At 66.7% G+C, this 17,235-nt stretch carries 22 protein-coding genes; 11 read left to right on the top strand and 11 right to left on the bottom strand.

Annotation, left to right across the window (positions count from 1 at the left end; all coding sequences use genetic code 11):
- Window positions 1-70: 70 nt before the first annotated feature.
- From ABIA71_RS08155 to ABIA71_RS08135, 5 genes are all read left to right on the top strand, one after another.
- Window positions 71-673: a 5-formyltetrahydrofolate cyclo-ligase gene (locus ABIA71_RS08155; RefSeq protein ID WP_354284615.1), complete on the top strand. Its 603-nt coding sequence runs from the start codon at window positions 71-73 to the stop codon at window positions 671-673.
- Window positions 674-682: 9 nt separating this feature from the next.
- Window positions 683-1,159, top strand: a complete 477-nt coding sequence (locus ABIA71_RS08150) for an EVE domain-containing protein (RefSeq protein ID WP_128097347.1) — start codon at window positions 683-685, stop codon at window positions 1,157-1,159.
- Window positions 1,160-1,189: 30 nt separating this feature from the next.
- The gene (rpiA, locus tag ABIA71_RS08145) at window positions 1,190-1,837 is read left to right on the top strand and encodes a ribose-5-phosphate isomerase RpiA (RefSeq protein ID WP_128097348.1); all 648 of its coding nucleotides are present in this window, start codon (window positions 1,190-1,192) and stop codon (window positions 1,835-1,837) included.
- A 52-nt stretch (window positions 1,838-1,889) separates the two neighbouring features.
- Complete coding sequence (locus ABIA71_RS08140) at window positions 1,890-2,339, top strand: DUF192 domain-containing protein (protein WP_128097349.1); 450 nt, start codon at window positions 1,890-1,892, stop codon at window positions 2,337-2,339.
- 157 nt (window positions 2,340-2,496) lie between these two features.
- Window positions 2,497-3,342, top strand: coding sequence for a SirB1 family protein (locus tag ABIA71_RS08135; RefSeq protein ID WP_354284612.1), 846 nt, complete (start codon window positions 2,497-2,499; stop codon window positions 3,340-3,342).
- 77 nt (window positions 3,343-3,419) lie between these two features.
- Here ABIA71_RS08135 and ABIA71_RS08130 read toward each other — a convergent pair whose 3' ends face one another.
- Complete coding sequence (locus ABIA71_RS08130) at window positions 3,420-3,611, bottom strand: rubredoxin (protein ID WP_037553342.1); 192 nt, start codon at window positions 3,609-3,611, stop codon at window positions 3,420-3,422.
- A 72-nt stretch (window positions 3,612-3,683) separates the two neighbouring features.
- Here ABIA71_RS08130 and thiE point away from each other — a divergent pair, with 72 nt between their 5' ends.
- Both thiE and hemL read left to right on the top strand, forming a co-directional pair.
- Window positions 3,684-4,319: a thiamine phosphate synthase gene (gene thiE, locus ABIA71_RS08125; RefSeq protein ID WP_354284610.1), complete on the top strand. Its 636-nt coding sequence runs from the start codon at window positions 3,684-3,686 to the stop codon at window positions 4,317-4,319.
- 15 nt (window positions 4,320-4,334) lie between these two features.
- The gene (hemL, locus tag ABIA71_RS08120; protein WP_354284608.1) at window positions 4,335-5,624 is read left to right on the top strand and encodes a glutamate-1-semialdehyde 2,1-aminomutase; all 1,290 of its coding nucleotides are present in this window, start codon (window positions 4,335-4,337) and stop codon (window positions 5,622-5,624) included.
- Between the two features lie 103 nt (window positions 5,625-5,727).
- Here the strand turns inward: hemL and azu are convergent, their stop codons facing one another.
- Window positions 5,728-6,186, bottom strand: coding sequence for an azurin (gene azu, locus ABIA71_RS08115; RefSeq protein ID WP_128097353.1), 459 nt, complete (start codon window positions 6,184-6,186; stop codon window positions 5,728-5,730).
- A 113-nt stretch (window positions 6,187-6,299) separates the two neighbouring features.
- On the opposite strand from azu, the gene ABIA71_RS08110 reads away from it, so the two are divergent.
- Window positions 6,300-6,911 carry an HAD-IA family hydrolase gene (locus tag ABIA71_RS08110; RefSeq protein WP_354284606.1) on the top strand — a complete coding sequence of 204 codons (612 nt, stop codon included), beginning with the start codon at window positions 6,300-6,302 and terminating at the stop codon, window positions 6,909-6,911.
- Between the two features lie 48 nt (window positions 6,912-6,959).
- Here the strand turns inward: ABIA71_RS08110 and ABIA71_RS08105 are convergent, their stop codons facing one another.
- Entirely contained in the window at window positions 6,960-8,189 is a 1,230-nt protein-coding gene (locus ABIA71_RS08105) for an acetylornithine transaminase (RefSeq protein WP_128097355.1), read from the bottom strand.
- Between the two features lie 65 nt (window positions 8,190-8,254).
- On the opposite strand from ABIA71_RS08105, the gene ABIA71_RS08100 reads away from it, so the two are divergent.
- Window positions 8,255-9,127: an ion transporter gene (locus ABIA71_RS08100; RefSeq protein ID WP_354284604.1), complete on the top strand. Its 873-nt coding sequence runs from the start codon at window positions 8,255-8,257 to the stop codon at window positions 9,125-9,127.
- Window positions 9,128-9,178: 51 nt separating this feature from the next.
- On the opposite strand, the gene ABIA71_RS08095 is transcribed toward ABIA71_RS08100, so the two are convergent.
- The 3 genes from ABIA71_RS08095 to ABIA71_RS08085 form a co-directional block, all read right to left on the bottom strand.
- The gene (locus tag ABIA71_RS08095; protein WP_354284603.1) at window positions 9,179-10,168 is read right to left on the bottom strand and encodes a YiiG family protein; all 990 of its coding nucleotides are present in this window, start codon (window positions 10,166-10,168) and stop codon (window positions 9,179-9,181) included.
- A gap of 163 nt (window positions 10,169-10,331) precedes the next feature.
- The gene (locus ABIA71_RS08090) at window positions 10,332-11,297 is read right to left on the bottom strand and encodes a YiiG family protein (RefSeq protein ID WP_354284601.1); all 966 of its coding nucleotides are present in this window, start codon (window positions 11,295-11,297) and stop codon (window positions 10,332-10,334) included.
- 88 nt (window positions 11,298-11,385) lie between these two features.
- On the bottom strand, window positions 11,386-12,204 hold the full coding sequence (locus ABIA71_RS08085; RefSeq protein ID WP_128097358.1) for an SDR family oxidoreductase: 819 nt from the start codon (window positions 12,202-12,204) through the stop codon (window positions 11,386-11,388).
- A gap of 109 nt (window positions 12,205-12,313) precedes the next feature.
- Between ABIA71_RS08085 and ABIA71_RS08080 the strand changes: the two genes are divergently transcribed.
- A complete protein-coding gene (locus ABIA71_RS08080) occupies window positions 12,314-12,997 on the top strand; it encodes a hypothetical protein (protein WP_354284599.1) in 684 nt (227 codons plus the stop codon).
- Between the two features lie 77 nt (window positions 12,998-13,074).
- Window positions 13,075-13,572, top strand: a complete 498-nt coding sequence (locus tag ABIA71_RS08075; RefSeq protein WP_354284597.1) for a hypothetical protein — start codon at window positions 13,075-13,077, stop codon at window positions 13,570-13,572.
- Window positions 13,573-14,010: 438 nt separating this feature from the next.
- Here ABIA71_RS08075 and ABIA71_RS08070 read toward each other — a convergent pair whose 3' ends face one another.
- The 5 genes from ABIA71_RS08070 to ABIA71_RS08050 all read right to left on the bottom strand — a co-directional run bounded on the left by ABIA71_RS08070 (window position 14,011) and on the right by ABIA71_RS08050 (window position 17,230).
- On the bottom strand, window positions 14,011-14,571 hold the full coding sequence (locus ABIA71_RS08070) for a hypothetical protein (RefSeq protein ID WP_354284595.1): 561 nt from the start codon (window positions 14,569-14,571) through the stop codon (window positions 14,011-14,013).
- Window positions 14,572-14,968: 397 nt separating this feature from the next.
- Window positions 14,969-15,454, bottom strand: a complete 486-nt coding sequence (locus ABIA71_RS08065) for a hypothetical protein (protein ID WP_354284593.1) — start codon at window positions 15,452-15,454, stop codon at window positions 14,969-14,971.
- 126 nt (window positions 15,455-15,580) lie between these two features.
- Window positions 15,581-15,946 (bottom strand): DUF4288 domain-containing protein, encoded by a 366-nt coding sequence (locus ABIA71_RS08060; RefSeq protein ID WP_354284591.1) that lies wholly within the window; start codon window positions 15,944-15,946, stop codon window positions 15,581-15,583.
- Window positions 15,947-16,049: 103 nt separating this feature from the next.
- Complete coding sequence (locus ABIA71_RS08055) at window positions 16,050-16,571, bottom strand: DUF2867 domain-containing protein (protein ID WP_354284589.1); 522 nt, start codon at window positions 16,569-16,571, stop codon at window positions 16,050-16,052.
- Complete coding sequence (locus ABIA71_RS08050) at window positions 16,568-17,230, bottom strand: protein kinase family protein (RefSeq protein ID WP_354284587.1); 663 nt, start codon at window positions 17,228-17,230, stop codon at window positions 16,568-16,570. Before ABIA71_RS08050 ends, ABIA71_RS08055 begins: the two co-directional genes overlap by 4 nt.
- Between the last annotated feature and the right edge of the window lie 5 nt (window positions 17,231-17,235).

The raw sequence follows: 17,235 nt of genomic DNA, 5'->3' as shown, positions 1-17,235 counted from the left end.
CAAGAGCGACGCCCCTACCGGGACGTCGCTCTTGTTTTATCCGCGCCCGCACCACGCCCCGGACCCAGGCATGACCGACCCGCGCTCCGCACTGCGCCAGCAGCTGCGCCAACGCCGCCGAGACATCCCCGCCGCGCAGCGCCTGGCCGCCGCCGACCTTCTGGCCGATCGCCTGCTCCAGCTTCCCTTCGCCCCTGCCCACGGTTTCGTAGCCGGCTATTGGGCGATGGATGGCGAAATCGCCCTGCACCGCTGGCAGATGCAGCTGCCGCACGCGCTGCAGTACTGCCTGCCGATCCTGGCCGGTGACACGCTGCGCTTCGCCCCCTGGCGACCGGGCCAGCCCCTGACCGCCAACCGCTACGGCATTCCCGAACCCGACATCGCACTGGAAGCCACCCTGGCGCCGGAGCAGATGGCGCTGGTGGTGGCACCGCTGGTCGGGTTCGATGCGCAGGGCCGGCGCCTGGGCATGGGAGGCGGCTGGTATGATCGCAGCTTCGCTTTCCGCCACCAGCGCCCCGCACCGCCGTGGCTGGTGGGGGTCGGCTTCTCGGTGCAGCAGGTCGATGACCTGCCGGTACAGCCCTGGGATGTCGCGGTGGATGCGATCTGCACCGACCTCTCCACCCTTGTTCCCGTACCGGCCGACGGCCGCGACCTACCGCGATAGAAATCACGCATGACCGCACGCAAGCGCTACTGGCTGATGAAGTCCGAACCGGACGCCTTTTCCATCGACGATCTGCAGCGCGTGGGCCGCGAGCCCTGGAACGGCGTGCGCAACTACCAGGCGCGCAACTTCATGCGCGACGGCATGAAGGTCGGCGACGGGGTGTTGTTCTACCACTCCAATACCAAGGTGCCCGGCATCGTCGGCATTGCCACGGTGGCCAGCGAGGCCTACCCGGACGATACCCAGTTCGACCCCACGTCCGACTACCACGACCCCAAGGCCACCCGCGAAGAACCGCGCTGGATGCTGGTGGACGTGGCCTTCGAGCGCAAACTGCGCGCGACCATTTCGCTGGACGAAATCAAGCTGCACGCAGATGCGCTGGGCGAAGGGTTCCCGCTCACCGCGCGCGGCAACCGCCTGTCGATCCTACCGGTCACGGCTGCGCAGTGGAAGCTGCTGCTGTCGCTTGAAAAACACTGATTCCCCCTTTCCCTCATAGAGTTGCCCGCCATGTCCGAAGCCAAGCGCCTGGCTGCTGAAAAAGCCCTGGAATACGTCGAAGACGGCATGATCGTCGGGGTCGGCACCGGGTCCACCGTTGCCTACTTCATCGACGGCCTGGCCCGCATCAAGCACCGCATCAAGGGCACCGTGTCCAGCTCCGAGCAGAGCACCGCCCAGCTGAAGTCGCACGGCATCGAGGTGATGGAGCTCAACCACACCGGCAACCTGTCGCTGTATGTGGACGGCGCCGACGAGTGCGACGGCAACAAGTGCCTGATCAAGGGCGGCGGCGCCGCGCTGACCCGCGAAAAGATCATCGCCGAGGCCAGCGAGCGTTTCGTGTGCATCATCGACCCGAGCAAGCAGGTGCCGGTACTGGGCCGCTTCCCGCTGCCGGTGGAAGTGATCCCGATGGCCCGCAGCCTGATCGCGCGCCGCATCCTGGACATGACCGGCGGCCAGCCGGCCTGGCGCGAAGGCGTGGTCACCGACAACGGCAACGTGATCCTGGACATCCACCACCTGCAGATCACCGACCCGGTCAAGCTGGAGCGCGAGCTCAACCAGCTGCCCGGCGTGGTCAGCGTGGGCCTGTTCGCGCGGCGTCCGGCCGACGTGGTGATCGTCGGCGGCGAGCCGCCGCAGGTATTCTGATTCCGCGGCCGGCCCACGATGGCCGGCCTTCTTCCTGCCGAGGTAGACCCCGATGTCGCTGATCCGCCTGTTGCCGCTGCTGCTCCTGATGACCCTCACCGGCTGCGCCAGCAGCGGCGCCCGCCACTGGGTGGAACTGAGCGGTGCCCGCTACCAGGTCGAACTGGCCCGCGATGACGCCAGCCGCGCGCGCGGGCTGATGTTCCGCGACCAGATGGACGCCAACCACGGCATGTTGTTCCTGCACGAGCGCGAGGAGCTGCAGGCGTACTGGATGAAGAACACCAAGATCGCGCTGGACATCCTGTACTTCGACGAACAGCGCCGGCTGGTCAGCCAGCAGCGCGACGTGCCGCCGTGCTCGGCCGGCGACCGTTGCCCGCCCTACCCCAGCAGCGGCCCGGCCCGTTACGTGCTGGAACTCAATGCTGGCCAGGCTGAAAAGCTGGGCTTGAAGGACGGCACCGAGATCACCTTCGGCCCGGGCATCGCCGACCGCTGATACCGCGCCCCCGCCCGGGGTAGAGCCGACCGTGGGTCGGTCGCCCCTGGCCCTCCACAACGTTCCCGCTCAGCCGACCAACGGTCGGCTCTACCGGTGGGCGTGATCCGGTGCTGAAGCCCTTGAAACCGGCTGCGTTTGTCGCCAGTCTGTAGCCATGCAGGGGCAGATCACATTGCCGACGTGGGATTCACTGGCCGAGCTGGATGACGAGGCCCTGCCGCTGTTGCCCACGGCACTGCTGATCGCCCGCGACGAGTACCCCGACCTGGACCCCACCGTCTACGACGCAGTGGTGCAGGCCCATGCCGACCACCTGCGTACCGAGGTGGACACCATCGAGCACTGGCCGCTCAAGATCGCCGCCGTGAACCGCCACCTGTTCGACGAACTGGGCTACGGCGGCGACCACGGCGAGTACTACGACCCGCGCAACAGCTACCTCAACCAGGTGTTCGAACGCCGCCTGGGCAATCCGATCTCGCTGGCCCTGGTGCAGATGGAAGTCGCGCGCCGGCTGGGCATTCCGCTGGACGGGGTGTCCTTCCCGGGGCACTTCCTGGTGCGCCTGCCGGTGGACGACGGGGTGCTGGTCATGGACCCCTACAACGGCGGCCGCCCGCTGGACGTGGAAGAACTGCGCGAACGCGCGCGCTCGCACCTGGGTGGTGAAACCCCGGACGACCACGTCCTGGCGCAGATCCTGGATGCCGCCCCGGCGCGCGCGATTTTGATGCGCATGCTGCGCAACCTGCACGGTGTGTACGTGGAGCGCGGCGAATGGGACCGCGCCGCGCGCAGTGCCGACCGCCTGCTCAAGCTGGCCCCCGAACAGGACGATGCGCTGCGCGACCGCGGCCTGGCGTACCTCAACCTGGAGTACCAGGCGGGGGCGCGCCATGACCTGGCGCTGTACCTGCAACGCAACCGGCAGGCCACCGATGCGCAATGGGTGCGCGAGAAGCTGGTGGAACTGGGCGGACGGGCGCCGCGGTTGCATTGACGACGGGGCGTATCGACCAACGGTCGATGCCTACCCCTGCGTGCAATCGACCGTCGCGCTCGAGACCGGACCTCCGGTCAATCGACCTCGACCATCTCGAAATCGTCCTTGGTCACGCCGCAGTCCGGGCACGTCCAGGTGTCGGGAATGTCTTCCCAGCGCGTGCCCGGCGCGATGCCTTCTTCCGGCAGGCCGTCTTCTTCCCTGTACAGGAACCCGCAGACAACGCACATCCAGGTGCGGAAAGTGGTGGCGGTGGCATCGGTCATTGGATAATCACGGCTGGACAAAAACGGGCGACCGCCATTGTCCCACTCCCGTCGTGCTACCGGTAGCCACCGATGAATTCTGCTTCAGCCTCCTCCGTGCGCCCCCGTGGCGTCTACCTGATCACCCCCGACGAGGCCGACACCGCCCGCCTGCTGGCGCGTACCGCGCCGCTGCTGGCCGCCGGCGCCACCTGGCTGCAGTACCGCAACAAGACCGCCGATGCCGCCCTGCACCTGCAGCAGGCGACCGCACTACAGGCGCTGTGCGCGCAGCACGGCGTGCCATTGATCATCAATGACGACCCGGCGCTGGCCCATGCCGTGGGGGCCGCTGGCGTGCACCTGGGCGGCACCGACGGCGACATCGGCGCGGCGCGTGCCCTGCTGGGGCCCGACGCCCTCATCGGCGCGTCCTGCTACGACCAGTTGGCCAATGCCGAGCATGCCGTGGCAGAAGGCGCCAGTTACGTGGCCTTCGGCGCGTTCTTCTCCACCACCACCAAGGTCACCACCAGCCGTGCCACGCCGGACCTGCTGCGGCAAAGCGCCGCACTGGGCGTGCCGCGGGTGGCGATCGGCGGGCTCAGCCCGGACAATGTGGGTCCCATCATCGCGGCCGGTGCCGACCTGGTGGCCGTGGTCAGCGGCATTTTTGCCGCCCCCGACCCGGTTGCCACCCAGCGCGCCTTCCTCGCCCAGTTTCCGTAAGACCCAGGACACCCCATGAACCACGACCAGTCCCACGCCCTGTTCACCCGCGCCCAGACGCTGCTGCCGGGCGGCGTCAACTCGCCGGTGCGCGCGTTCAAGTCGGTCGGCGGCGAGCCGTTCTTCGTGCAGCGCGCCGATGGCCCGTACCTGTACGACGTGGATGGCAACCGCTACATCGACTACGTGGGGTCGTGGGGCCCGATGATCGTCGGCCACAACCACCCGGCCGTGCGCCAGGCGGTGAAGCACGCGATCAACAACGGCCTGTCGTTCGGCGCGCCGTGCGAGGCCGAAGTGGTGATGGCCGAAACCCTCACCCGGCTGATCCCGTCGTGCCAGATGGTGCGCATGGTCAACTCCGGCACCGAAGCCACGCTGTCGGCGATCCGGCTGGCGCGCGGGGCCACCGGGCGCAGCCGCATCGTCAAGTTCGAAGGCTGCTACCACGGCCACGGCGACTCGTTCCTGGTCAAGGCCGGCAGCGGCATGCTGACCCTGGGCGTGCCCACCTCGCCGGGCGTGCCGGCCGGCCTGAGCGAACTCACCCTGACCCTGCCCTACAACGATTTCGACGCGGCCACCGCGCTGTTCGCCGAACAGGGCGAGCACATCGCCGGGCTGATCATCGAGCCGGTGGTGGGCAACGCCAACTGCATTCCGCCGCGCGACGGCTACCTGCAGCACCTGCGCGCCCTGTGCACCCGGTACGGCGCGCTGTTGATCTTCGATGAGGTGATGACCGGGTTCCGCGTCGCCCTCGGCGGTGCGCAGGCCCTTTACGGCATCACCCCGGACCTGACCACCTTCGGCAAGATCATCGGCGGCGGCATGCCGGTAGGTGCCTACGGCGGCCGGGCCGACCTGATGGCGCAGATCGCCCCGTCCGGCCCGATCTACCAGGCCGGCACGCTCAGCGGCAACCCGGTGGCGATGGCCGCCGGCCTTGCGATGCTGGAACTGGTGCAGGAACCGGGCTTCCATGACCGCCTGGGCGCGGCCAGCGCGCGCCTGTGCGCCGGGTTGGAAGCGGCCGCGGCCGAGGCCGGCGTGGCCGTGACCACCACCCAGGTGGGCGGCATGTTCGGCCTGTTCTTCACCGACCAGAAGGTGGACACCTACGCCCAGGCCACCGCCTGCGACATCACCGCGTTCAACACCTTCTTCCACGCGATGCTGGAGCGCGGCGTGTTCCTGGCCCCGTCCGCGTACGAAGCCGGCTTCATGTCCAGCGCGCACGACGACAGCGTGATCGACGCGACCATCGACGCGGCGCGCGAAGCGTTCAAGGTCGTCAAAGGCTGATCGAACACGGCAGGTGACGACCGTTGGTCGTCACCGCGTGCGTGCCGATCACCCGGTCTACCGACCAGCGGTCGGTAGCTACCGGTTGGTTTCAGTTCGGCGCTCAGCCGAACAGAAAACGGCCTTTCATCATCGCAAAGTGCCCCGGGAACGAGCAGAAGAACGTGTAGTCGCCGCCCTTGGCCAGCTTCGCGGTCGAGAAGGTCACGCTGGTGGTCTGCCCACCGCCGATCACCGCGGTATGCGCCAGCACGCGCGCATCGCCCTTGGGCAGGTAGCTGTCGGCCAGGGACGTGCGCATGCCGGCCATCGCCACCGGCTGGTAGTCCGGGGTCCGCGTGAGCACCCAGTTGTGGCCCATCGCGGTAGCGGCCAGCTTGCCCGTGTGGCGCAGGGTCAGCTTCACCTGGCTGCAGTCCGCGCCGACCTTGATCTCCTTCTGGCTGAAGCTCATCTGGTCGGTGCTGTCGATGCTGACCGCGCACACGCGGGCATGGGCAGCCGGGGCCAGCATCAGGCCGGCGAGCAACACGGGAACAAGCAGTTTCACGGCGATCTCCATCGAACAGTCCACGCGATTCTAGAGTCCGTGCCCGCGCCCGGCCTGCGACGCGATGTCGCAGCGCGCGCCCCGAGTGGGGTACGGTCAGCATTGGACCTGGACGAGAGTGCGCGATGGCCGTCGCCGTGGAATGCCTGCTGCTGGATTTCGATGGTGTGCTGGTGCGTCATGCGCGGCACCTGCGCGTGGCTCACCTGGCCGCCAGCACCGGCTGCAGCGTCGCACAGGTGCACGCCGCCCTGTTCGACAGCGGCCTGGAGCAGCAGCACGACGCCGGCCTGGACAGCACGCGGTACCTGCACCAGTTGGGGGCGGCATTGGGCAGCACGGTGAGCATCGCGCAGTGGCAGGACGCCCGCATCGCCGCGTCCGCGCCACAGACCGGGGTAATCGAACGCATTGAACAGGTCGCGCGCCGCCTGCCGATTGCAATCCTCACCAACAACGGCGCGCTGATGGCGGACACCATTCCGCGCATCCTGCCGACCCTTGCCCCGGCGCTGCACGGGCGCATCCTGTGCAGCGGCGCGCTGGGCGGACGCAAACCGGACCCGGCTGTATTCGTGCACGCGATGGCGCTGCTGGGCGCACGCGCCGGGCGCACGCTGTTCATCGACGACCTGTTCACCAACGTGCGCGGTGCGCGTCAGGCGGGATTGCAGGCGGAAACCGCCACCGACAGTCGCAGCATCGGCAAGGTGTTGAAGCGGTACGGCCTGGCGTAGAGCCGACCAGCGGTCGGCTCTACCACAGCAGCCGACCAACGGTCGGCTCTACCGGGAGGCGATGAAGGATTGCACCGCCGCGCGCAGGCGCTTGAGGCCTTCGGCCACTTCCTCGTCGGTGATGTTCAACGACGGCACGAAGCGCAGCACGTCCGGGCCGGCCTGCAGGGTCAGCAGGCCGTGCTCGGCGGCGTGGTCCAGGATGGCACCGGCCTGGCCGGCGAAGTCCTTGTCCAGCACTGCGCCCAGCATCAGGCCGCGGCCGCGCACCTGGCTGAACACCTTGAACTCCTCGTTGATCCGGTCCAGGCCATCGCGCAGCGCCTGCGACTGGCGGCCCACGTTGTGCCCGATCTCCGGCGAGGACAGCTTGCGCAGCGCCACGCGCGCCACCGCCGCCGCCAGCGGATTGCCGCCGAAGGTGGTGCCGTGCGCGCCGAACTGCATCACTTCGGCCACCTTCGGCCCGGCCAGCATCGCGCCGATCGGGAAACCGCCGCCCAGGGCCTTGGCCAGGGTCACGATGTCCGGCTTGATGCCTTCCTGCCAATGCGCGAACAGGGTGCCGGTACGGCCCATGCCCACCTGGATCTCATCCAGCACCAGCAGGGCGTCGTGCTGGTCGCACAGCTCGCGGATGCGCTGCAGGAAGCCCGGCTTGGCCGGCATCACCCCGCCCTCGCCCTGGATCGGCTCCAGCATCACCGCCGCCACGTCGCCGGCGGCCATCGCGGTTTCCAGCTGCACCTCGTCGTTGAAATCGACGTAGCGGAAGCCACCGGGCAGCGGCTCGTAGCCTTCCTGGTACTTCGGCTGGGCAGTGGCGGTAACCGCGGCCAGGGTGCGGCCATGGAAGCTGCCGCGGAAGGTCACGATCACCCGCTGGTGGGCCGGGCGGCCCTTCGAGGAGGCCCACTTGCGCACCAGCTTGATCGCCACTTCATTGGCTTCGGCGCCGGAATTGCACAGGAACACGCGCTCGGCGAAGCGCGAACTGGTGACCAGCTCCTCGGCCAGGCGCAGCGGCGGTTCGCTGTAGAACACGTTGCTGGTGTGCCACAGCTTGCCGGCCTGCTCGATCAGCGCGGCGGTCAGGTCCGGGTCGTTGTGGCCCAGCCCGCACACGGCGATGCCAGCGGCCAGGTCGATGAATTCGCGCCCCTGGGTGTCCCACACGCGCGCGCCCTGGCCGCGCTCAAGCACCACCTGGCGCGGTTTGTACACCGGCAGGTAGTAATGCGACAGGGACAACAGCGGATCGGTGGCAGCGGCGGTCATGGCGTTCAGGGGGTGCGGGAAAGTCCCATTCTCGCGCTTTGGGCCGGTGGGGCACAATGCAGCGCATGCGACCGTTCACCGCCCCCCAGCTCAACCCCGCCACCGAGACCGGCTGGCGCCGGACCTGGTTCGAGATCATCTACCGCCACGACACCCGCCCGTCGCGCAATTTCGACCTGCTGCTGGTGTACGCCATCATCGCCAGCGTGCTGGTGGTGATGTTCGACAGCGTGCAGCGCTTCCACATCGCCCACGCCAACTGGCTGTACGTGCTGGAATGGGGCTTCACGATCCTGTTCACCGCCGAGTACCTGCTGCGGCTGGTGGTGGTCAAACGGCCCTTGCGCTACGCGTTCAGCATCTGGGGCATCATCGACCTGGCCTCGATCCTGCCCACCTACCTGTCCCTGTTCATCCCCGGCGCGCAGAGCCTGCTGGTGGTGCGCGCGCTGCGCATCCTGCGGGTGTTCCGCATCCTCAAGCTGACCCGCTACATCGAAGAAAGCGGCGTGCTGATGGAATCGCTGTGGCGCAGCCGGCGCAAGGTGCTGCTGTTCCTGTTCACGGTGGTCACCATCACCATCATCGCCGGCACCCTGATGTACGTCATCGAGGGGCCCAACCACGGGTTCACCAGCATCCCCAGCAGCATGTACTGGGCGGTGGTGACCATGGCCACGGTGGGGTTCGGCGACATCGTGCCGCAGACCGTGCTGGGCCGCTTCGTCACCTCGGTGCTGATCCTGATCGGCTACAGCATCATCGCCGTGCCCACCGGCATCTACACCGCCGAACTGGCCAGCACCATGCGCGAGGCCGACCTGGCCGCGCGGCGTGATGCACGCGGGTGCCCGCACTGCGGGCTGGAAGGCCACGAACCGGACGCCCGGCATTGCCGCCGGTGCGGCGACGCGTTGCCCGATACCTTCAACCAGTAACCGCGATCCACCCCGGCGCGCGGCACGCACCGGGGCGGATCGCCCTGCCGTTTACTGGCGGTTGCTCTGGAACACCAGGCTGTTGTACTCGTTCAACAGGCGCCCGGCCGAGCCCTGCGGGGCGTGCGACGGCGAATCGAGCATGCGCTGCTCGAAGTCGGTGTACGGGGTCTTGTCGACCACGCGCTTGATGCGCTCCTTGCCCTCGCGGCGGAAGTTCTCCGCGGCGGTCTCGAAGCTGTTCCAGTCCATCTTGCCCGGTTCCTGGTCGGCCACCTTGGCGTGCGCTTCGTCGGCGATGGTATTGAAGGCATCCAGTCGGGCACGCCCCTGCACCACGTCGAAGTCATCCTCGGCCATCAGGTCCATCAGCGACTTGGCCTCCATCATGATGGCCAGGCGGTAGTACGTGCGGGTGCGGCCTTCCTGCTTCTCCAGCGCCTGCAGCTGCGCCTGCTGGGCACGGTCGTTCTCGGCCTCCAGGGCGGTGCTGAACACGCCGCTGGCCTGCACGAAGGCGGCCAGGGCGTCCATCAGCGGCGCATGCATCGCCTTGCCGCGCGCGTAGCCGTCGTCTTCAAAGTCTTCGCGCTTGTAGTAGTCGTACGCCGCATGGGTGAGCGGCTGCAGGGTGTGCAGGCTGTCCAGGTAAGCCTTGGCCGCCTTGTCCAGCTCCGGCAGCGCCGGCGCCGCGGCAATCGCCGTGGGAATGGCCGCATCGCAGGTCTTGAGGTCGTCGGCGTCCAGGTCCGGCGGACCGATCGGGCGTTCTTCGCGACCGGTCGGGCCGGCCTTGGGGTCCTTCATCCAGCTGGTGTAGTACCCGATGCCCTGGTGGATGCCCGAATCGACATCGTTGTAGCAGTCGATGTAGCTGTTGAGCTTGCCGGTGAGCGCCTGCTCGGCCTCTTCGGCCTGGGCGTCGGCCTTGCTGGCCGGGGCGGCGGCGTCCTTGGCAGGCTCGGCGGACTTGTTGCCGCAGGCGGCCAGCGCCAGGGTGATCGACACGGCCAGTACCGCCGTGGAAAGAACGTGTTTCATTGAACGTCTCCGTGTTGTAAACGATTCCAGAGCCATAGTTTAGCAACGCGAACCGCGCAGGTCTGCGGACCGCGCGGGTTGCCAACCGGCAACAAGGAAGGTGGCAGCGATGCAGGACAGCCACGTCAGCAGGGTGCAGGGCGCACCCTGCCGACAGGGTCGTTCAGCGCGCGCCGCTGAACCGCGTCATCCGGTTGGCCATGTCCACCAGGTCGTTGTAGCTGGCCATGACGGCTTCTGCCGAACCCTGCGGCAGGCTCGCGCGGCCACCGCTCTGCAGCAGCATCTGCTCGCCGCGGGTGAGCGGTTTGTTTTCCTGCACGCGTTCGATGCGGCGGCCGGCGTCGCGGGCCAGCGCATCAGCCGAACGTTCTACGTGCCCCCACATCGCATCGCCCCGCCCGACCTTGTCGTTCTGTGCCTGCTGCAACAACGCCTGGAATGCGGCCAGCTCGGTGCGGGCCTGCGCCAGATCCGGTGCATCGGCACTGAGCAGCTGGGTCAGCCGCTTGCCATCGCCCACGATCCTGAGCTGGTAGTACGCCAGCGAGCGGCCTTCGGTGGCTTCGATCTCCTTGAGCTGCGCGGCACGTCGCTCGTCCTCGCGCTTCTCCAGCGCGGCATCCAGTGCCGTGCCAGCGGCGAAGAATGCCGCGTAGGCCTGCATCAGCGGCGCGTGCTGGCTGCGCATGCCGGCGTGGTCATCGCGCAGGTAGTCTTCGCGGCTGTAGTAACGGTCGGCCTGCTCGATCAGCGCGTACAGGTCGACAAAGGTCTTCTGATACGCGCGTGCCGCCGGGTCCAGGTCCGGCTCGGCCGGGGTCATGGCCAGTGCCGCCACCATCGGGGCGTTGCACGCATCCACGCGATGGGACAGCACCGTGCCGGGGCCGCGCACCTGCGTTTCCTTGCCAGTGGGGCCGGCGTCGGCGTCCTTCATCCAGCCGGTGTACTGCTGGAAGCCCTGATGGATCGGCTCCTCCACTGCGTTGAAGCAGTTGATGTAGGCATTCACTTTTTCCACGCCCTGCGCATCGGCGGCGGTGGAGGCGCCTTTGCTGCAGGCGCCGAGCAGGCCGGCCACGGCGATGGCCGCGGCCAGGGAGAGACGGGAAACACACTGGGACATGACAGGGATCTGAAACACGGGGGGTGCGCACCTTAGCAGCTGCGCGTGCAGCCGCTGTCGACAACGCCCCCCCCTACCGCCCGGAACCTTAATCCAGGAACAGATCCGGCAGCAGCGGCCGCGACGGGTCCACCGCATAGCCGCTGAGGTCGGTGATACCTGCCGCGGCCAGCACCTCGTCATCGAGCAGGAACTGCCCGCTGAAGCCGGCTGCGTCGCGGGTCAGCACGGCGTGCGCGGCATCGGCCAGGATCTCCGGCGTGCGGCACCCGGCAACATCCACGCCGGGAATCATGTTGATCGCATCGGTGGCGATGATGGTGCGCGGCCACAGCGCATTGACCGCCACGCCCTGCGGACCGAATTCGGCCGCCAGCCCCAGGGTGACGAAGCTCATGCCCATCTTGGCCAGCGTGTAGCCGGTGTGCGGGCCCCACCATTTGGGATCCAGGCTCGGTGGCGGCGCCAGGGTCAGGATGTGCGGATTGGGCGCCTGCAGCAGGTACGGCAGGCACGCCTGCGCGCACAGGAAACTGCCGCGCGAATTGACCTGCTGCATCAGGTCGAAGCGCTTCATCGGCGTATCCAGCGTGCCGCGCAGCCAGATCGCGCTGGCGTTGTTGACCAAGATGTCGATGCCGCCGAAGGTGTCCACGGTCGCAGCCACCGCGGCGCGCACCTGGTCTTCCTCGCGGATGTCGCACTTCAGTGCCAGGCCCTGGCCGCCGGCGGCGGTGACTGCCTCGACCGCGCTGTGGATGGTGCCAGGCAGCTTCGGGTTGGGCACCGACGACTTCGCTGCGATCGCCACGTTGGCACCATCGCGCGCCGCGCGCAGGGCGATGGCCAGGCCGATGCCGCGCGAGCCACCGGTGATGAAAATGGTCTTGCCTTGCAGACTGGCCACGTCGAATGCTCCTGCGCATGAATGTCTCGCGCCAGTATGCCGCGCCCACAGAATTTTCACCGCCCCTTGACGATAGTGGCCTCCCGGTTACCGCTGCGAGGTACTTGCCATGCGCCGTTCCCGTTGTCTGTTGCCTGCCCTGGGTCTGTTGCTGCTTGCCGCCTGCCAGAAAGACCCCGCCGAACCCGCCGACCCGCCCCCCACCGCCACGCCGAGCGCGCAGAAGATGGCCGCCGATGCCACGGTGCGCTGGAGCAATGCCGTGGTGTGGAGTGGCGACCTCAACAGCTGCCGCCAGGGCGAGGCGGCCGCCACCCGCGAATGCCTGATCAAGGCGATGCAGGCCGGTGGTGCCAGCGCGGATGCGGTCACGGCGGCCGGGCAACTGTCCAGTGCCGGCGAACTGGCGTTTGTCACCGCCTGGCATGAACACGACGGCATTGGCGTGGCCACGGTGGCCTACCCGTTCCGGGCCAACACCAACGAGGGCACGCGGCTGGTGGATGCCGCCGGCAAGCGCATCGATGTGGACGCCGTACAGCTGGACGACACCGTGCGTGCCGACCCGGGCGTGCAGGCCCTGCTGGCCGCCCACCCACAGGCAACGCCGTTCGCGCCGGCGCAGGCAGGCGGCAGTACGCCGCTGGACAATGGCGGCATCCGACTGCTGTACCGCACGCCGCTGCGCGACTGCCATGCGTGCGCCGACGTCGGACAGATTCAGATCGGCTACGACTTCGATGGAACGCGGCATTTCATCGGGCAGCAGGTGGTGCCTGTGGCTACGCCGTGAGTAATTGGGCGCAGGCGCTACTCCCGAACGCCGTGCGCCCGATTAACAGGACCGTCCTCATCGAATTCTTCGCACGTATGATCCAGTTGCCCCGCATATCGGGCAACAGGCAGGCCCTGCGGCCGCACCGTGATCTGGCGACCTCGGAGTGCCGGCCGCTGTCCGGCTTCCTGCCCCCGCAGATGCGGGAGCCTGCACGCGTCGATCATCAGTTGCATAGGGCGCGGCCTCACCAGGAAGCGTTGCCGATCCAGCGGTTGGTGCGTGTCAGACACGACGTTTCATCTACGACGACGCCGCGAGAAATGGTCCGCAACAAGTCCCAGAAGAAGGAACGGCTGTATCAACAAAAACAGCCGCCCGCCGAACCGCAGGGCTTTGAACAGGTCTGGCCAAGTGAGGACGGTTGCCAGGACAAGCAGCATTATGAGCGAGCCGATTTCGTACACGAAGAACGCCCGGTTGAAGAAGCCTCTCACTTCACTTTCTCCTCAACTACTTTCTGCAATGTTCCGACGGTAACGTCTGCGGTCCTCTGCCCAGCGTTGGACATAGCTCCCTGCGCGGCTCCCTGAGCTACCCCCACGCGGAGGGAACTTGCTGTCGTTGCAGCTATCTGAAAGCCAATGCCTGTCGGCGAGTTGACCGGAGCTTTACCCATGTTGACTGAAGCCCCTGAGTTGAAGCCTGTGCAGAATCACCCGCCATGATACTAATGGCGCTTCCACCAAGACTACTCAGCGCCCCGCCTGCTGCTGACACATCCAATTGAGTACTAGTCACTGGCGTGCCGTCCAAATCGCTTTGACCTGCCGTGCCAGCAACGTTTGCTGCGCTCCCAACCGTACCCACTGGTCCGCCCTCCACCGCCACGCCAAGCGCACAGATGCGGAACTTCATCGGGAAGCAGGTGGTGCCAGTGACCGCTCCCTGACGGCGGAACGGCCAACGTCAGGCCGCGCAGATGTCACACACGGCCTTCGACACATCCATACGTTGCCAAGGACGGCACTCTATTTCTTATCGGTGACCTCCAGCCGTGGCATGGGCAGAAGCCCGTGTGCGTAGCCCATGCTGCAGTTCTCGAGCGCACTGCACTCCTCAACCACCTCGTCCAGGGAGGACATGCGCTGCGCCTGGACAATGCGATCAAATCGACCGGCAACAACGGCCAACGGTGTTACCCCCTCACCGACAATCACCGGCCTGGATCGTTCGAAGTGAGCGAGCACGCGGTAATAGCCGGGCTGATCCAGCGTTGGCTGCGCCCCCTGCCCACCTGCAGGGTCGTCGCCGGGAACAACGAACCCGGACGACAGATCGTTGCTCTGCGCCGCATCGCGGCTGGCGAACAACACGCGGGCACCGAAGCCGGGGTAGTAGAGAACCACGACAACCTCTCTGCCCGCCAGCTTCTCCGGCGCGGTCAGCAGCTGGGTCGGCGAGACATGGCAAACGCCCCCGCTCATCCGATAGGCGCATACATCTTCGACGCCGCTGACGGTAACGGGCTCCGCACCTTGGCATCCCGCGAGCCCCAGGACGATCAACGCCGATGCTCTGATATTAATCATTTCACCTCCCTCGCCAGGCCACCAAACCGCATCCTCCTTCCGTCACCCGGGAATGGGATGCAGTGACGCGCCGATTGTGCCAACTACAAAACATCAAATTCGCCACGGCATCGGGCAACACATGCGGCCGGTGGCTGGAACGCAAGGCATGAAAACACGGTTTACTCTTGCGCCTTGGATGGCTTCCGCTGAGGCAATGCGCGACATCGACAGGAGGCCGCCCAGCAGTTGCACCAGTGACATGAGGTGATCTGGTAATCGCGGTTGTGCCGACCGCTGGCCGGCTCCGCAAAACCAAGATCTCACACAGAAGTGCCCCGAAGGCATAACAGGGCGAACTCCCGCATGCGGATTCACCTGCAGGCGGCATGCGAGGTTCATCCCCACACAAGCCCACCTACAACTTGAAGTCATCCAGTTCCAGGCTGCCCAGACGAGTCGTCTCAAGCGTTACACCCCGCCTCTTTCCAACCGGAACTGTTCGATTCAAATGAAAGACACCCATCACAACGACGCGCGACGCGGAATCCACACGCGTTGGTGACAGCAGATACGCCCTTAGCTCAGGCACTCGGTCACCCGAACGCAGCGACAGCGACGCCTGGATCTCATTACCCTCGAACGAATCAAGCGAGGGGTAGACTTCAATGACATCCTTTGCCGCCGCTCTACCCTGTATCTGGATACGCCTCCCATCATAGCGCTCGGGATGCGCAAGCAACTGCGTGTAGGTCGTGGCGCAGTAAATGCGATCGGCACGGTTACCGACGTGCCAGCAATCGCCATCGCGCAGCGCAGCATCATCATGATCGGCGACACCGCAACCTGCCACAAGGACGAGAGCAGCCGTCAGCAGCAACGGGGATGCACGATAACGTTTCACCGTACACTGCCCGGACCGGGGTGCGATTTGGACGTACGACGGCATTGCACCTGGTCGGGCGCTGCGAGACATACTCCGCCACCAGCCCATCGCGTTCTCGTCTCCGTGCTCCCTGTGCATCGATTTTTATTCCTGATACAGCACATGTGTCATCTCGCCACGGGCAAGCTGTTCTACCTCGACAAGACTGTCAACAGCCAACACCGAGTACGTCAGCTCGACGCCCGAATCGAGCTTTCTATCGGTCTTGTCCGAGTCAAGCTGAACCTCAATCAGTTTTCTGATGCCAGCAAAGCGATAACTCGCCTTGTTTCCATCAACTTCCAAGTGTCCATCTTCGCTCAGATCTTCGCTCTCCATGGCAAGCTTCTTTGCGTCCAGCAGCGCCTGCCCATCATCCGCCGCCTCAATCAAATAGACATTCTCATGCAGGAGGAATGATTCCTGCCGTTCGTACTTGAAGTAAAAAATCGCATGAGCGCAGTACCACATGGAACCTCCTGGAAATTCTCTTGCCGCTGGTCTTTGGCCGAATGGCTTGACTTACGAACGGCGCGTCCAGCGACAATGACATCATCGCCGGTGCATCCACGGCTCATTGGTCCCCCGAAACCCCATAGCCGCGCACCTGCCGCCGCAACAGATGCGGCACGATCACCCGATGTACCGGCGCCACCGGCAGCATGTACAGCCGCCCGAAGGCATTGTGCGTATGCACCACCGTGGCGATCTCCAGTGCATCGCCACGCCATTGCAGTGCCAGTTGCACGTGCAGGTGGCGGTCGTCGTCCTCCAGCACGATCGCGTCGGCCGTGCGCCGCTGCACGGTGAAGATGCCCAGCCGTTGGCCGGGCATGGGGTCGGCCGCGTCCTGCACGGCACGCAGCGATCCCAGGTCCTTCATGCCCAGTAGCCGCATGCCACCGTTGCGCACCGCCATGAGCCCGTCAAACCAGCCCGGCACGGTGGACGCCATGTCCTTGTAGGCCTGCAGCGCCGAGCGGCCGCCGCGTGGCACCGTCGCCCGGCACGCGTGCACGAAGTCGGCGCCGGGCAACTGCGCGTGCAGCACGTTGCCGGCATCCACCGGCACCCCGCGCACCACCGGCGCGCTCACGGCTTGGGCCCCTGCCCTTCGTTGTCTTCCCAGTGCAGGATCTTCCGGGTGACGAAGCGGTAGACCGGCTTGCCGGTGCGGAACCACACATCGCGTACCCACGAGGTGCGCTTGAGCAGCCGCTTCTCCACCGGGGTCAGGTGCTGTCGGCAGTACATGCGCTTGTGCTTGAGCAGGTGGCGCAGGTCTTCGCGGGCCAGCAGGCGCATCCAGCGCGAGCGCGGGTTGCCGATCACCGCCAGCTGGAAGTCGATCAGGGCCGGCGAGCCGTCCTCGCGCACCAGCCAGTTGGCTTCCTTGGCCAGGTCGTTGTGCGCGATGCCATGCCGGTGCACGCGCTGCAGCAGCCGGCGCGCGGCGCGGAAATAGGCCAGGTCGCCCTGCGGCGGTCGCTGGTACATCGCGTCACCGGCCATGAAGCTGCGGTCCAGCCAGCGCCCGTTCCAGGCCAGCAGCGCCGGGGTGTCGGCCATGCCGTCCAGGTGGGCCAGCGCGCGTGCTTCGCGCCGGGCCAGCCACCAGGCCGGCAGGCGCAGCCACCACGGGGTGGCGCCCAGGTCGCGGCGGACAAAGCGCTGCCCGTCCTGCTCGATCAACAGAATGCGGCCGAAACTGTCGGCCTTCAGGGCATGCGGAGCGGGATCAGGGGCGCGGTTCATGGCGC

It is taken from the genome of Stenotrophomonas sp. 2619 (assembly GCF_040548725.1).
Lineage (GTDB): Bacteria > Pseudomonadota > Gammaproteobacteria > Xanthomonadales > Xanthomonadaceae > Stenotrophomonas > Stenotrophomonas maltophilia_AP.
This window is presented reverse-complemented; position numbering and strand designations above follow the sequence as displayed.

Excerpts from the sequence above, each read along its gene's own strand:
- ABIA71_RS08070 (WP_354284595.1), bottom strand. The coding sequence starts at position 14,571 with ATGATTAATATCAGAGCATCGGCGTTGATCGTCCTGGGGCTCGCGGGA.
- ABIA71_RS08140 (WP_128097349.1), top strand. The coding sequence starts at position 1,890 with ATGTCGCTGATCCGCCTGTTGCCGCTGCTGCTCCTGATGACCCTCACC.
- ABIA71_RS08050 (WP_354284587.1), bottom strand. The coding sequence starts at position 17,230 with ATGAACCGCGCCCCTGATCCCGCTCCGCATGCCCTGAAGGCCGACAGT.
- azu (WP_128097353.1), bottom strand. The coding sequence starts at position 6,186 with ATGGAGATCGCCGTGAAACTGCTTGTTCCCGTGTTGCTCGCCGGCCTG.
- rpiA (WP_128097348.1), top strand. The coding sequence starts at position 1,190 with ATGTCCGAAGCCAAGCGCCTGGCTGCTGAAAAAGCCCTGGAATACGTC.
- hemL (WP_354284608.1), top strand. The coding sequence starts at position 4,335 with ATGAACCACGACCAGTCCCACGCCCTGTTCACCCGCGCCCAGACGCTG.
- ABIA71_RS08100 (WP_354284604.1), top strand. The coding sequence starts at position 8,255 with ATGCGACCGTTCACCGCCCCCCAGCTCAACCCCGCCACCGAGACCGGC.
- ABIA71_RS08155 (WP_354284615.1), top strand. The coding sequence starts at position 71 with ATGACCGACCCGCGCTCCGCACTGCGCCAGCAGCTGCGCCAACGCCGC.
- ABIA71_RS08060 (WP_354284591.1), bottom strand. The coding sequence starts at position 15,946 with ATGTGGTACTGCGCTCATGCGATTTTTTACTTCAAGTACGAACGGCAG.
- ABIA71_RS08075 (WP_354284597.1), top strand. The coding sequence starts at position 13,075 with ATGATCCAGTTGCCCCGCATATCGGGCAACAGGCAGGCCCTGCGGCCG.
- thiE (WP_354284610.1), top strand. The coding sequence starts at position 3,684 with ATGAATTCTGCTTCAGCCTCCTCCGTGCGCCCCCGTGGCGTCTACCTG.
- ABIA71_RS08150 (WP_128097347.1), top strand. The coding sequence starts at position 683 with ATGACCGCACGCAAGCGCTACTGGCTGATGAAGTCCGAACCGGACGCC.
- ABIA71_RS08130 (WP_037553342.1), bottom strand. The coding sequence starts at position 3,611 with ATGACCGATGCCACCGCCACCACTTTCCGCACCTGGATGTGCGTTGTC.
- ABIA71_RS08110 (WP_354284606.1), top strand. The coding sequence starts at position 6,300 with ATGGCCGTCGCCGTGGAATGCCTGCTGCTGGATTTCGATGGTGTGCTG.
- ABIA71_RS08090 (WP_354284601.1), bottom strand. The coding sequence starts at position 11,297 with ATGTCCCAGTGTGTTTCCCGTCTCTCCCTGGCCGCGGCCATCGCCGTG.
- ABIA71_RS08105 (WP_128097355.1), bottom strand. The coding sequence starts at position 8,189 with ATGACCGCCGCTGCCACCGATCCGCTGTTGTCCCTGTCGCATTACTAC.
- ABIA71_RS08135 (WP_354284612.1), top strand. The coding sequence starts at position 2,497 with ATGCAGGGGCAGATCACATTGCCGACGTGGGATTCACTGGCCGAGCTG.
- ABIA71_RS08095 (WP_354284603.1), bottom strand. The coding sequence starts at position 10,168 with ATGAAACACGTTCTTTCCACGGCGGTACTGGCCGTGTCGATCACCCTG.
- ABIA71_RS08080 (WP_354284599.1), top strand. The coding sequence starts at position 12,314 with ATGCGCCGTTCCCGTTGTCTGTTGCCTGCCCTGGGTCTGTTGCTGCTT.